13 protein-coding genes are annotated in these 13,930 nt (G+C 67.5%); 5 read left to right on the top strand and 8 right to left on the bottom strand.

The features are described 5' to 3' along the window. The first annotated feature begins 89 nt into the window (after positions 1 to 89). The 4 genes from ACW17Y_RS12315 to rpoH all read left to right on the top strand — a co-directional run bounded on the left by ACW17Y_RS12315 (position 90) and on the right by rpoH (position 3,174). The gene (locus ACW17Y_RS12315) at positions 90 to 1,049 is read left to right on the top strand and encodes an RluA family pseudouridine synthase (protein ID WP_492035983.1); all 960 of its coding nucleotides are present in this window, start codon (positions 90 to 92) and stop codon (positions 1,047 to 1,049) included. A 9-nt stretch (positions 1,050 to 1,058) separates the two neighbouring features. Then, a complete protein-coding gene (locus tag ACW17Y_RS12320; protein ID WP_492035984.1) occupies positions 1,059 to 1,364 on the top strand; it encodes a GNAT family N-acetyltransferase in 306 nt (101 codons plus the stop codon). A 68-nt stretch (positions 1,365 to 1,432) separates the two neighbouring features. Further along, complete coding sequence (locus ACW17Y_RS12325) at positions 1,433 to 2,074, top strand: hypothetical protein (RefSeq protein ID WP_492035985.1); 642 nt, start codon at positions 1,433 to 1,435, stop codon at positions 2,072 to 2,074. Positions 2,075 to 2,286: 212 nt separating this feature from the next. Next, positions 2,287 to 3,174 carry an RNA polymerase sigma factor RpoH gene (gene rpoH / locus ACW17Y_RS12330; protein ID WP_303695256.1) on the top strand — a complete coding sequence of 296 codons (888 nt, stop codon included), beginning with the start codon at positions 2,287 to 2,289 and terminating at the stop codon, positions 3,172 to 3,174. A gap of 75 nt (positions 3,175 to 3,249) precedes the next feature. Here rpoH and ACW17Y_RS12335 read toward each other — a convergent pair whose 3' ends face one another. From ACW17Y_RS12335 to ACW17Y_RS12370, 8 genes are all read right to left on the bottom strand, one after another. Further along, positions 3,250 to 4,059: a response regulator gene (locus ACW17Y_RS12335; protein ID WP_492035986.1), complete on the bottom strand. Its 810-nt coding sequence runs from the start codon at positions 4,057 to 4,059 to the stop codon at positions 3,250 to 3,252. Between the two features lie 74 nt (positions 4,060 to 4,133). After that, the gene (locus tag ACW17Y_RS12340) at positions 4,134 to 5,429 is read right to left on the bottom strand and encodes an adenylosuccinate synthase (RefSeq protein WP_492035987.1); all 1,296 of its coding nucleotides are present in this window, start codon (positions 5,427 to 5,429) and stop codon (positions 4,134 to 4,136) included. Between the two features lie 73 nt (positions 5,430 to 5,502). Beyond that, positions 5,503 to 6,666 carry a phosphoserine transaminase gene (locus ACW17Y_RS12345; protein ID WP_492035988.1) on the bottom strand — a complete coding sequence of 388 codons (1,164 nt, stop codon included), beginning with the start codon at positions 6,664 to 6,666 and terminating at the stop codon, positions 5,503 to 5,505. Beyond that, on the bottom strand, positions 6,666 to 7,589 hold the full coding sequence (locus ACW17Y_RS12350; RefSeq protein ID WP_492038297.1) for a DnaJ C-terminal domain-containing protein: 924 nt from the start codon (positions 7,587 to 7,589) through the stop codon (positions 6,666 to 6,668). Before ACW17Y_RS12350 ends, ACW17Y_RS12345 begins: the two co-directional genes overlap by 1 nt. Positions 7,590 to 7,689: 100 nt before the next feature. Then, positions 7,690 to 11,433 (bottom strand): baseplate multidomain protein megatron, encoded by a 3,744-nt coding sequence (locus ACW17Y_RS12355; RefSeq protein ID WP_492035989.1) that lies wholly within the window; start codon positions 11,431 to 11,433, stop codon positions 7,690 to 7,692. After that, entirely contained in the window at positions 11,433 to 11,879 is a 447-nt protein-coding gene (locus ACW17Y_RS12360) for an NlpC/P60 family protein (protein ID WP_492035990.1), read from the bottom strand. The genes ACW17Y_RS12355 and ACW17Y_RS12360 overlap by 1 nt, the downstream gene beginning before the upstream one ends. Further along, complete coding sequence (locus ACW17Y_RS12365; RefSeq protein ID WP_492035991.1) at positions 11,876 to 12,520, bottom strand: phage/gene transfer agent baseplate hub protein; 645 nt, start codon at positions 12,518 to 12,520, stop codon at positions 11,876 to 11,878. Before ACW17Y_RS12365 ends, ACW17Y_RS12360 begins: the two co-directional genes overlap by 4 nt. A 1-nt stretch (position 12,521) precedes the next feature. Then, positions 12,522 to 13,139, bottom strand: a complete 618-nt coding sequence (locus tag ACW17Y_RS12370) for a phage distal tail protein, Rcc01695 family (protein WP_492035992.1) — start codon at positions 13,137 to 13,139, stop codon at positions 12,522 to 12,524. Positions 13,140 to 13,236: 97 nt separating this feature from the next. Here ACW17Y_RS12370 and ACW17Y_RS12375 point away from each other — a divergent pair, with 97 nt between their 5' ends. Then, positions 13,237 to 13,920: a DUF805 domain-containing protein gene (locus tag ACW17Y_RS12375; RefSeq protein ID WP_492035993.1), complete on the top strand. Its 684-nt coding sequence runs from the start codon at positions 13,237 to 13,239 to the stop codon at positions 13,918 to 13,920. Positions 13,921 to 13,930: the final 10 nt, after the last annotated feature.

Genomic DNA, 13,930 nt, shown 5'->3' on the forward strand with positions numbered 1-13,930 from the left:
GGCTCGTTCGCCCGGTCAGATATGGGACCGGCGCATCACTGGCGGCCTGCAGATCATTGCAGCGCGTGAGGGGAAGTGGGGCCATTCTTATGCTCGAAGCTCGCATCGAGGCGACCGGCGAGCGTCTCGACAAGGCTCTTGCCCTCGCATTTCCGGAACTTTCCCGGGCGCGCCTTCAGGCGCTGCTGCTGCACGGAGCCGTTTCCGTCGATGGTCAGGTCATCACCAGCGGCTCGGGCCGGGCTGGGCCGGGGCTCTATCGCGTCGACCTCCCTCCGGTGGTCTCAGCCAATCCGGAGCCGCAGGCCATCCCGCTGACTGTCCTGTTCGAAGACGCCGACCTGATCGTCATCGACAAGCCCGCCGGCATGGCGGCCCATCCGGCTCCGGGGACGCCAGACGGCACGCTGGTCAACGCATTACTGCACCACTGCGGCGCATCGCTGTCGGGCATCGGCGGGGTGGCGCGGCCGGGTATCGTCCACCGGCTGGACAAGGACACCTCCGGGGTCATGGTGGCCGCCAAATCCGATCGCGCCCACGCAGGCCTGTCGAAGCTTTTCGCCGCCCACGACATCGAACGCACCTATATCGCCCTGACGCGCGGCGCGCCCTCGCCGGAACGCGGCCGGATCGAGACACAGATCGGCCGCTCGTCCTCGGACCGGAAAAAGATGGCGGTGCTGAAGGCCGGCGGGCGCAATGCCGTCACCGACTATGTCGTCCAGACCCGCTACGCCGTGCCCGCCAAGACCGGCGCCGCCCCCCTGGCCGCCCGCGTGGCCTGCACCCTGCATACGGGCCGAACGCACCAGATCCGGGTGCATCTGGCGTCGAAGGGTTCGCCGATCCTGGGGGACGCCGTCTACGGCTCGGGCAGCCCGGCGACGCCCGTGAAGGCCGCGCTCGCCGAAGCCGGCCTGACGCGTCAGGCCCTGCATGCGGCCGTCCTCGGGTTCATCCATCCGGTAACCGGCGAGGCGTTGCGGTTCGAGACGGTGCTCCCACCTGATATGCAGGCGCTGGAAGACCTTCTCGCCGCCCTCTAGAGGCCCGCCATGACCGACGCCGAGATCCGCGACAACGTCGAACTGCACCGCTACGAACTGCCGATCGGCGATCAGGTGGCGGTGGTCACCTATAACCTGTCCGAACCCAATCTGATGATCACCGAGACCCTGGTGCCGCAGGCGCTGGAGGGTCAGGGCATCGCCAGTCGATTGGCCAAACACGTCCTCTACGACGCCAGGTTGCGCGGCCTCCTGATCCTGCCCGTCTGCCCGTTCTTCTCCGCCTATCTGCAGAAACACCCGGAGCATGCTGACGTGGTTCACCCGAGATATCGCGATATCCTGAGGATCTGATCGTCAGATTCGGGGGCTGGCTCAGACAGGCCGCCTCACGCAGACTGCCGTTCTCTCAGGAGGTCCGCATGACGCCTATCCTCGCCGCCCTGGCTCTGAGCCTCTCACCGCCGCCCCAGACGGCTCCGGTCGAACAGGCCATCGCCCGGACGATCGACGTCTCCTTGCCCGACGACGCCTATGACTGGGCGATGGATTGGAGCCCGTTCGGCGTTCGTCTGGGTCGGGAAGCCCGCTGGCATCTTTCCGAACCCGGGGCCGACGATCAGGACCGTCTGCCCGACGGCGTCTTTCGCCGGGTCGGCTGGATTTCGCAGGACGGGGCCTCGGGCGAAATCGCGGCCTGCGGCGACGAGACGCGGGTCCATTCGCTGGCTACCGCAATGTCCGATACCTGGCTGGGCCGCAGCGATCTGATCGCGGAACTGTCCGCCCTCGGCGTCACGGCGACGGAGGTTTCGCGTCGCGAGGCCGTCATGCCGGAGGGGGCCAGCGACTACGACCGCTCTCTGCGCCTTCGCGCCCCTGCCCGGATTGTCTGGAGACTTGAGAAGGCAGGTCACGGAGACACCACACTCACCGCCGATCATGGCTGTACACCGCCCGGCACGCGGTCCGCGCCTCGCTGCTGGACCCACTACACCGTCCAGTTCCGGCCCACGGATCCGGATGCCATAGAGTGCGCCCTGCCCGGCCGGTACGGCGCCTGAGAGTAAGTCTTGATAAAAGACTTACTGGCTGCTATACACCCTCCTCATCGGCGCGAGTGGCGCCAGGGTCACGGTCACGCTGTCGTGTGACGATCCGCCTCTGACAAAGACGGCAACCCGTAGCTACTTGTCCGGTTGAGGGGTGAGGAGACGGTGCACATTCGGTGGCCGTCTGCGTCGAGCCTGCTCTTATCTAGGTTCGGAGGGACCAAATGGCTGCACTGAAATCACTCGCGGTGATGTCGCCTGAACAGGGACTGTCGCGATATCTGACGGAAATCCGCAAGTTTCCGATGCTCACCAAGGACGAGGAGTTCATGCTCGCCAAGCGGTGGACCGAGCATCAGGACTCCGAGAGCGCGCACCGCCTCGTGACGTCCCACCTTCGCCTCGTGGCCAAGATCGCCATGGGTTATCGCGGCTACGGCCTGCCGATCGGGGAGGTGATCTCGGAAGGCAATGTCGGCCTGATGCAGGCCGTGAAGAAGTTCGATCCCGACAAGGGCTTCCGCCTGGCCACCTACGCCATGTGGTGGATTCGCGCCTCGATCCAGGAATACATCCTGCGCAGCTGGTCGCTCGTGAAGATGGGCACCACGGCGGCGCAGAAGAAGCTGTTCTTCAACCTCCGCAAGGCCAAGAGCCAGATCTCGGCCTTCGAGGAAGGCGATCTGCATCCGGAGCACCTCTCCGCCATCGCGACAAAGCTGGGCGTGTCGGAGGAAGAGGTCACCAACATGAACCGCCGTCTCGGCGGCGACGCCTCGCTGAACGCGCCCCTGCGCGTGGACGGCGAGAGCGAGTGGCAGGACTGGCTGTCGGATGACAACGCGGTGTCCCAGGAAACGGCGCTGGCCGATTCCGAAGAGAAGTCGCTGCGCATGGGCCTGCTTCAGGAAGCCATGGGCGAGCTGACCGATCGCGAGAAGCACATCCTGACCGAGCGTCGCCTGAAAGACGATCCCGTCACCCTGGAAGAGCTGGCCGGCCAGTACGGCGTGTCCCGCGAACGTGTCCGCCAGATCGAGGTCCGCGCCTTCGAGAAGCTGCAGAAGGCCATGCGCGCCGCCGCCGAGGAACGGAACCTCGTCGACGCGTAACCCGCTCCACGACGGACACACTGAAACAGGCGCGTCAAAGGCTGATGCGCCTGTTTTGCTATTCGACGGTGGGGATCAGCCGGCCCGCGCCAGCTCCGTACCCGGCTCGGCCAGGGCGAGGACCGCGCCGATCGGTCCGGCCAGGGTGGCCTTGGTCGGCGCGCCGACGGACAGGCAGCCTTCCAGACCAGCCGCCGCAACCGCCAGCCGGGCGTCGGAGGTCTTGATCGCCAGAGCCTTCAGCGTTTCCGCCTGCTGCTTCACCGCGCGCAAGGCCTGCATCGGATCGTTGTCGAACTGGGCCAGCGAGGCTGCCAGGATGCGCAGCGCCTGATCCTTGACCGCCGCAACGGCCGCCGCAGCCGTCGCCGGCTTGTCGACCTTGCGCTTCTGCGGTCCCGCATATTCGCCCGAGTTGAACCGGCGTCGGTCCGGACCGACGTAGCCCACCGCTTCGATCCAGTCGCGCGGCTTCAGCGCCACATTCTCGACCCGCCGGAACAGGTCCGCCGAGGTGAAGGGCTTTCTGAGGAATTCGTGGATGCCCGAGTCGCGCGCGCCCTTGATCGACGAGGCGGTCGCATCGGCCGTCATCATGATGATCGGGGCCCGGCGGCACGCCAGATTCGAGCGCCGGATGCTCCTCGCCAGACGCTCGCCGTCCAGCCGGGGGCCAGAGCGTTCGGTGAAGATCAGGCCCGGCTCCATCTCGCGCGCATGATCCAGGACGCGGTGTTCGTCGGACTCGGTCACGACCTCGCGCGCGCCCAGGCTCTTCATGATGTCCAGCAGCAGCCTCGCCGACGCCAGGTTCGGATCGGCGATCAGCACGCGTCGAACAACCGGCTCTATGCGGTTCAGGGTCTTGGCGTCGGCTGCGAACACTAAGCAACTCCGGAGAGGTCAGCCTTATGGCTAACCGCCGCCGGTTAAGACCGCGTTGAACGCGGACGGAATTCTCAACCCTGGAAGGGGTCCCGCATCAGAATTGTGTCGTCGCGCTCCGGACTGGTTGAAAGCAGGGCCACCGGCGCGCCGATCAGCTCCTCGATCCGCCGCACGTATTTGATGGCGTTGGCGTTGATGTCCTTGAAACTGCGGGTTCCCGCCGTGCTCTCGCTCCAGCCCGGCAATTCCTCGAACACCGGTTCGGCCGCCGCCTGATCCTTCAGGCTGGATGGCAGATAGTCGAGCACCTCGCCGTTGACGCGATAGCCGACGCAAATCTTCAGCGTCTCCAGTCCGTCGAGCACGTCCAGCTTGGTCAGGGCGATGCCGTCGATGCCGTTGATGGCCACCGACTGGCGCACCAGCACGGCGTCGAACCAGCCGCAGCGCCGCGCGCGACCCGTATTCACACCGACCTCACGCCCCACGGTCGCCAGGTGCTCGCCCACCGCATCGTTGAGCTCGCATGCGAACGGCCCCTCGCCGACACGCGTGGTGTAGGCCTTCACGATGCCCAGCACATAGCCCACACCACGCGGGCCCATACCTGATCCCGCCGCCGCCTGTCCGGACACGGTGTTTGACGAGGTCACATAGGGATAGGTGCCGTGGTCGACGTCGAGAAACGCGCCCTGCGCGCCCTCGAACAGGATCCGCTTGCCCGCCTTCTGCGCCTGATCCAGCACCCGCCACGCCGGCTTCACATAGGGCAGGATCTTTGGCGCGAGCTCAAGCAACTGCGCCAGCAGCGCGGCCGGATCGATCGGCTCAAGGCCCAGACCCGCACGCAGGGGATCATGATGCGAGCGCAGTCGCTCGATCTTGACCTTAAGGTCATCTTCGTTGGCCAGGTCGCAGACCCGGATCGCACGACGCCCGACCTTGTCTTCATAGGCCGGACCGATGCCGCGTCCCGTAGTGCCGATCTTGGCGCCCGGAGCGCTCGCGGCCGCCTCGCGCGCGACGTCCAGCGCGGGATGGATGGGCAGGATCAGACAGGCGTTGTCCGCGATGGTCAGAATGTCGGGATTGATCGTGACACCCTGGGCCTCGATCTTGGCGATCTCGCCGACCAGATGCCAAGGGTCGACGACGACGCCGTTGCCGATGATCGACGGCTTGCCCTGCACCACGCCGCTGGGCAGCAGCGCGAGCTTGTAGACCTTGCCGTCAACGACCAGCGTATGGCCGGCGTTATGGCCGCCCTGGAACCGCACGATGATGTCGGCGCGGTTCGACAGCCAGTCGACGATCTTGCCCTTGCCCTCGTCGCCCCACTGGGCTCCGACCACCGCTACGTTTGCCAAGGTTTCGTCTCCGCCAGATGCGGGCGCAGCCTATAGCGGGGGAATCGCTCGATGTCGTCCCAACCGGGACGATTTAGGCCTGGAGTTCTCCGACCGCCGTCTGGAAAGCCCAATCCAGCCACGGTGCGCCGGCGACGACGTCTTCAGTCTCAACCGTGCAACCGCACCAGATGCGCAGGCCCGCCGGCGCGTTCCGATGGCTCTCGACGTCGAAGGCGGCCTCCTCTGCCTCCAGCAGAGTTTTCATCCGCTTGACGACGGCTTGGCGCCCCTTGTCGTCCAGCGCCGTCACCCGGGGGTCGACAATCTTCAGACACACCGAGGTCGTCGACCGGATCGCCTCAGCCTCGGCAAGGTAGTCGACCCAGTCCGTCCGTTGCACCCAGGCATCCAGCGCGGCCGCGTTCGCATTGGTCCGCCGGATCAGTTCGTCCAGCCCGCCCGCGCCCTTCGCCCACTCCAGGGCGTCGATCCAGTCTTCCAGCGTCCACAGCGAGAAGGTGTTGATCATCGTCCCGGTGGCAAGGCCCCGGTCGAATCCCTTGGCGTCCCGCAAACGCAGCACCTTGGGCACCGGCCGAGGCGGTTCGTAGCTGTCCAGCCGGGCCACGGCGCGCGGCGACAGAGCCGCCACACCTATCCCCGCCTCGCCGCCCAACGCCTTCTGGAACGAGAAGGTCACGACATCCAGCTTGGTGAAATCCATCGGCATGGCGAAGGCGGCCGAGGTCGCATCGCAGATCACGACCCCCTCGCGATCATCGGCGATCCAGTCCACGCCCGGCGTCCTCACACCCGAGGTCGTACCGTTCCACGGGAAGACCAGATCCTTCGCGGGATCGACTTTCGACACGTCCGGAAACTGGCCCCACGGCGCCTCGAGGATTTCCAGATCGTCGAGCTTGAGATGGTCCCTGGCGTCGACCACCCACTGTTTTCCAAAATTCTCGAAGGCCATCACCTGCACGGGCCGCTCGCCCAGCATGTTCCACATGGCCGCCTCTACGGCTCCGGTATCCGACCCGGGCAGATAGGCCAGCACCCAGTCATCCGGGACCTCAAGCACTTCCTTTGTCAGTTGCAGACCATAGGCAAACCGCTCGACCACCTCCGGCGCGCGGATGCCCCGCCCCAGAAGATCGTGCGGCAAGGCCTGCGACGACCAGCCCGGCCGCTTGGCCGTCGGCCCCGCGGAGAACCAGGGCCGCGTCGGCTTCACGTTCGGATTTGAGATCATCAGCCTCGACCCGGTTTGTAGGGACGGTTGGCGCGCCAGTCCTCGGCGACCCTGTCAAGGATCGGATCGATGGTGTCGGGCAGGGTCACGATCAGCCGCGCCTTCAGATCGCCCCGTGCCCCGCCGGCGAAGGCGCCACGCCCTTTCAGCCTCAGAGTCTGGCCCGAGTTGGAGCCCTTGGGCACCGTCACCGAGACCGTTCCGTCCGGCGTCGGACACTCCACCTTGCCACCGAGGATCGCGTCGGGAACCGAAATCGGCAAGTCCATGGTCAGGTCAGCCCCGTCGACCTTGAACACCGGGTGGGGTGCGATGCGGAGCTCGATCAATGCGTCGCCCGGCTCGGTCCGCCCCGGCGTTCCCTGTCCGCGCAACCGGATGGTCTGGCCGTTGGTCGCCCCCTTCGGGATCGTGACGTCGAGGGTCCGTCCGTCCGAAAACTGGATCCGTCGCGTGGCCCCGCCGATGGAGTCCTCCAGGCTGATTTCCAGCGTGGCCCGCACATCCTGCCCGCGACCGAAGCCGGTGGCCCGGCCCCGTCCCCCTCCGCCGAACCTGCCGAAGATGTCGTCCAGGTCGAGGTCTTCGAAAGCAGCGCGGCCGCCCGGTCCGCCGCCAGGCCCGGCGCCCGCGCCAAATCCGCCGAAACCACCCGCGCCGGCGCCTGGCTGGCCGCCGCTGAAGCCACGATACTGCGGCTGACCGTCGGCATCGATCTGGCCGGAGTCGTATTTTGACTTCTTGTCCGGATCGTTCAGCAGGTCGAACGCCGCAGAAACGCGCTTGAACCGCTCCTCGGTCGCTGTGTCGCCCCGGTTCTTGTCCGGGTGCAACTCCTTGGCCAGCTTGCGGAACGCGGCCTTGATGTCGGCGGCGCTCGCCCCTCTGGACACGCCCAGTTCCTTGTAGGGATCACCCGCCACGCCGTTCGCCGCTCCGTCACACATCGTCGAATCCGGCTCGCGCGTCGCGACCGACCTTCTCTTCGTCAGTTAAGGCATGCGGTGTGCGGTGCAACGTTTTTCAGGCGATCAGCGGCGCCTGCGCCTCCACGCCCCACCCGAAGCCGGGCCCGTACTGGGCTACGGCGATCAGCGCATCCGGCCCAACGCCGCCCGGAAAGTCCGCGGCCAGGTCATCGGCACTATAGAGCAACGATGTCCCCTCGGCCTCGAACACCCGCCGCTCCAGAGCGCCGTTCAGAATGCGCACCCGGAACAGATGCGGATCGACGTCCACAGGCTCCAGGTCCCAGACGTCGCCGATCCTGACTCTCGGCGTCCATCGCAGCCGCCGTCCGCCGGATTCCTCCACGAGGTGCAGGACCGGGCTCCACGGCCGCGCGTGTAACCCGCGCAACGTGAACGTGGTCTCCGCGAACCAGCGCCCGCCCGGCGCCTCCCCGCTAGGACCGACGCGCACGATCCGCGCCAGTCCTCGCTCACCGGTCGCTGTCTCAAACCGCCCCGCCCTGGGGTCCAGCAGCACAACGAGGCCGCCCTCCGACGCACCCGCTGACATTTCCCCTTCCGTCCCCTGTTGCCCCCGCAGCAGCCGACTCAGTCGCCAGACTCCATCGCCCAACAGGCTTGCCTGTCGATACTGCAAGATCTCCCACCCCGAGGCCGTCTCCACCGCCGCCATATTGGCCCCGGCCAGTACCGCCCATTCGGACAAACTGGCCGGCGGAGCGCCTTCGAACCGCACCACCAAGGCGGTTGTCTCATCCCAACGATGCAGGACGCCGGACGCCAGGGCCTGCGTCAGTCTGCCGACCGTCGCGGGCGATGCGACCGATCCCCTCGTTGTCAGGGTCTCTGCATCCTGCCCGACATGCACCGTCATCGGCCGCCACGGCTCGCACGCCACGATCGCGATCATCCGATCGTCCGCTTCCGCACCCGGCAGCGGCGGCAAGTCGAGGATCCGCACAAAAGGCGCGCCTGCCGCCTCCACGCCCGATCCCGGCCGCCACACGACCGGCTCGTTCCCCACGGCCTCGCCATCGCGTCGCGCCAGCACTGCCGTCGGCGTCTCGTCCAGCGTCATCCGCTCGACCCGCCAGGCGCTGGTTTCGCCCTCAACAGCGACCGTGTCTCCGGCCTCAAGTCGCAACCCTTCCAATGGACCGAGGGCGAGCGTCATCCGATCTTCGCCCTCGCCCCTCAGCAGCCGTCGCGCCATCGCCCTGGCCAATCCCGCACCGCAGACGGCTGGCAGGTCGGCGTCCACGCCCCCTCCCTCGCCTTCGCCCCGGATCACCGTCGCGCCGGTCTGATAATCCGCCCCTTCGTCGATGAAACGCACCCGCGCCGTCGCCGGCAGGACCTCCAGCGACCGGGTCCGCACCGGCCCCGAGCCATCCTCCGTAAGCGCCAGTCCGGCGAACTCCAGCGTCGCCGCTGCGGCCTCGCCTCCAAGCAGCGAGATCCGACCGCCTCGTTCGGCGGCTGCCATGTCGAATGCCTGCAACAGAGGTTCCAGAGCATCGCGCGTCCGCATCGGCCGGTCGATCACATAGCCGGACACAGCCCCCGACGCCGGGCCGATCTCGAAATCATTCACCCCTCCCCGTCTCAGAATCGCGGCCAGAAGCGTGCCCGCCTCTCCGATCATCCGCCCGTTCAGCCAGTGCCCGGCCGCCCATGCTCCTGCATCGGCCCACACATCGTTCAGCGCCGGAAACGCCGGATAGGGTCGTGCGTCCCAACACCAGACGTCGACCGCCTCCAGCATGGGTCCGCCGTAGACCGTCGACATCGGATTGTTCGCCTGCGACTCGAAATGAGTCAGCACAGCCTCCAGCGCCCGCCTCTGCATCCGGTCATTCCGCGCACCCGTCGAATGCGGCGGCAGGAAGCTCTCGGACGACTTCGGGTCCTGGAACAGGTTCGGCGCATTGCCGCCCCGGTCCACTGCCGCGCAGCCGAACTCCGTCAGCCGGATCGGCTTCATCCCGGGGCTCCAGGCTGTCGGGGTCGCGCTCCTCACGCCGCCCGGTCGGTCATGGTGCGCCTGCGACCACCAGCCTACCAGGTCCTTGCCGCGAAAGACCCAGTCCTCGCCGTGCGCGATATCGACGATCGGCGTCCGCACCTGCGCCACCCGCTCAAACTCATCGGCATAGAACCAGTCGAACCCTTCCCCGCCCGCGACCTGGTTGGCCAGGTAGGCCGGATCGTCCGGTCCCTCGAACAGCGCCGCGTCGATCCCGCCGTCCCCCTCGCGCCAATCCCCAAGGGGCGCATACCAGTCGATGCCGACATAGGTGATCGTCTCGTCCGCCCACAGCGGATCCAGATGGAAGATCACATCCCCGGACCCGTCGCCCGGTCGATGCCCCGCATACTCCGACCAGTCCGCCGCGTAAGACAAGGCCATCTCCGGCCCGACCATTGCCCGGCAATCCGCCGCCAGCGTCCGGTACGCCCCGACCGCCGGGTAACCGCTCGCCGCATCCCGGGTCCAGGTCAGCCCCCGCATCTCTGACCCGATTAGCAACCCGTCGCACCCGGTCTCCGCCGCCAGTTCGGCATAGTGCAGCGCCAGCCGTCTCAGCCCCCAGTCCCCGCCGAAGATCGCCGAGACATCCCCCGGCGCGTTCGCCCCATCGCGCCCCTTGATCCGCCCCCGCCACGGATAGGCCGCTTGCCGCAAGCCGCCATAGGGATCGGGCAGGTCATTGTCCGCCGCCACATCCATGAAGACGAACGGATACAGCGTCACCGCCCACCCCCGCGCCTTCAGCGCCGCCACCGCCTGCCTCACGCTGTCATCCGACGGCGTCCCGCCATAGGCCGGCGTCCCGTCAACCTCAGAGATCAGATGCGCGTCCTCGCGCTCCAGCCCCGCCACCGCCCACACCAACGGTTCGGTCGGCTTGTCCCGCCGCTCCACCCCCGGCTTCACCCTACAGTGCGACGCCCTCAGGTCATCGCCGAACCAGCCGACCACCAGGCTGACCCGTTTCAGGTTCGGACACTGCGCCTGCAACTGGTCCAGCGAGGCGGTCAGGTCCGTCCGCCCGTCACCTAGGTGCACATTCTCCGCCGTTGTCCGCGTCAGCCCCTCCCGCCTCATGATCGGCTCGGTCGCCAGTACGAACTCGCCGGCCGCCGGGATCAGGCACACACCTTCGAGCTTCTCCTCCAGAGTCTCGCCACCCGGCCTGCGGAACACCTCGAAACTCAGCTGCGGTGCCCGGTCTCCGAAAGGTCCGAGCGGCAAATCCTCGAACACCACATAGGCCGTACCCCGATATGCGGGCGCCCCACCGGATCCGGCAGCGGAGCCCGTCCCTGAGGATGCTTCCACCGCTTCGATCAACGGGTCCGGCATCTGCTCCGGAGTCCCACGATAGACCCGCGTCGCCACGCCCGTCTGGTCCAGAAGCCTGCCGTCCGCCCAGATCCGTCCGATCCCGTCGATCGGTCCCTCGCAGATCGCGACCGCGAAGCTCATGGAATAGGCATAGTCCACTGTCCTCGGCCCGCCCTTGCCGCCGCCGCTCTCGTTCCGGCGCTCCCGGAACCGAGCGGCCCAGATCATCTGCCCAGTCACGCGCGCCCGACCGAAAACGCAGGCCATCGGCGCCCCTTCGGCCGTCGACTGGATTCTGAGCGCTTCCAGCCGCGGTCCCCGCTGCTGCGCCGGCGAAAGAGCCCCGATCAGCCCCCGATCGACGACCCCGCCCAGCGCCGCGCCCACAGCACGCCCGGCTCCGCCGCCGATCAGCCCACCCACACCGCCCAGAACCACCTGCGCCATCAGCCGCCTCCGCTCGTTTCATCAGGCCAGGCGAACACCGCCGCCAGCCGCCGCATCCACCACGGCCCCATCCAGCTCTCGACTACCGCCCGGCCCCAGTAGGCGTGGATCATCCGCGGCTCAGCGCGCCCGATCTCGCTCAGGATTGCGCAGTGCTTCACAGGCGCGCCTTCAGCCATCCGGAACAACAAGATGTCGCCCGGCCGCATCTCTTCGACCGGCTTCTCGACCAACCACCGCCGCGCCGCCTCCAGCAGGGTCTCCTCGCCGCCCACCTCGGCCCAGTCGGGATGGTAGGCCGGCGTCTCTTCAGGCTCGCTCCCCTGCGTCGCCCGCCACACGCCACGCACCAGGCCAAGGCAGTCCGCCCCCTCGCCCTTCACGCTCGCCTGATGTCGATAGGGCGTCCCCAGCCATTCCCGAGCCGCCGCCACACGGTCGCTCACCGCCGGCTCCCGCCGTCGTGCCGTCCGCCCGTCGCCGGGTACGCGGTCAGGAAGTCATCGCCCGGAATATCGGGGAAGCCCTGAAAATTGACGCCGTTGCCGAACGTCTCGATACAGGTCTCCCAGCGCTTGTCACAGGTCCGCCCGTCCGGATCCACGCCGCACCGTGCATCGCCCAGCACCGCGTCGCAGGACCGTCCGTAGGTCCGTCCAACAACCCGCTCCAGCGCCGCCAGCGGCCCGTCGATCTCCGCCGTGAATCCCTCCCCCTCGCGCCGGATCCGGCTCAGGATTCCGCGACCTGACAAGACCTTCAGGTCCGGCCGGGCCCAGTCCACCCGCCACAACGTCACCGTCGCCCGGTCCCACAAACCCGCCGCGACATCGGCCTCGACGATCCGCTCGTCATCCAGAACGCCCCCGACCGCCAGACTCCCGGCCGCCAGCCCCTCGGCGGTCTCCGCCGCCCCCTGAGACCACCCGCTCGCCGCCCGGCAGACGACGCCGTCGACGCTCAGGTCCCGATCGTGATCGGTGAACCCCAGCCGTGCCTCGTCAGCCCGCTCGACGATCCAGGCATGGCACAGCGTCGCCGCCCCACTCTCGATGCGGGCGGCCATCTCCTCGGGAATGTCACGCATCTCAGACCCGCAGCTCGATCAGTGGAACCGCCGCCATCCGCCCCGCGCCGAAGCTCTCCAGCGTGACCTCCAGTCGGTCCGCGTCGAACCGCACCGGCGTGTCGAACAGAAAGCCCGCCGTCACTGCCACGCCCGGGCCAGGCGCGGCGCTCAGCGTCGCCTGGCCCGTCGCCGTGTCGATGAAAAAGGCTTCGCTCGCCAGCTCGACGCCCCCGACCGCGATCCGCACCGATCCGTCGACAGGTTTGGCGATGGGCCGCGAAACATCGCCATAGGCCTTCGCCAGCTGGAACACCGTCCGCGTCCCGTTTCCGACCCCCACCGCCTGGTCGGTCGCCGACTGGGTCCCACCCGGACCGCACGAAGCAAAGTCGGCGAAATCCCGGAACCGGAACCCGTAAAGCCGTCCGCGTCTCGCTTCAAAGAAGGCGGTCAACTCAGCCATGTCCGTCAGCGACCTCAGGTTCGCCCCGATCAGAAAGCGTCTGCGCCCCATCGCCCACGGGCTCGAACGTCGCTCGAATCCGGACGCCAGGGTCACGACGTCAGTTCGCCGCTCGACCCCGCCCGTCGATCCGAACGCCAGCCGCGCGGGCAGACGCACCTCATGAAAGGCCATTCACGACTCCTGTTTCACTTGTCGGGCGACCACCGCTCGTCCAGTCTCGCGGTCGAACGCGGCCGCCCTCGGCCGCCCGGAAGGGGAGCCCGGTTCAATGCGCGGTCAGATTCTCAGCTTCGATGACGCCTCGGGCGCCGGCCTCATCTCGGGCGACGACGGCATCCGTTACACCTTCGGTCGCGAGGCGGTGTCGCCACCCGCGGCCATCACCGCTGGCCTCCGCGTCGACTTCGTTCCCGTGGCCGGAGAGGCCACGAACGTCATGCTCCTGGCCGCCGCCCCCGCGCCCGGCGCGCCCTCAGCCACTCCCGGCGTGCCGGTCGACAGCTACGACTTCGCCAAGGCGATGTTCGCCTTCGACGGCCGGCTGCGCCGATCGCACTTCTGGATATCGTGGGCCATCCTGTTCGTGTCGGGCTGGGTTCTGAACTTCATTCCGATCCTGAATCTTCTCGGGATCGTGCTGCTCTGGCCCCACTTCGCGATCGGCGCGAAACGTCTGCACGACATGGGTCAGACCGGATGGCTCATCGCCGTTCCCTATGTCGTCGGTCTTGTCGGCGTGGTCGCCATCTTCGCTACCGTAGGCACATCGCTGCTGACCAACTACGCCGCCATCGAAAGCGAAGATCCGGCCGCCATCCTGGCCATGATCGGTCCGTCGATCGGAATCGTCGGCATCATCTGCCTGATCCAGATCGGCTTCCTGATCTGGATCGGCGTCGTCGACAGCCAACGCGGCGACAACCGCTTCGGCCCGAACCCCAAGGGCGAATAGCCTTCATCTG

It is taken from the genome of Brevundimonas sp. AVps7 (genome assembly GCF_058681545.1).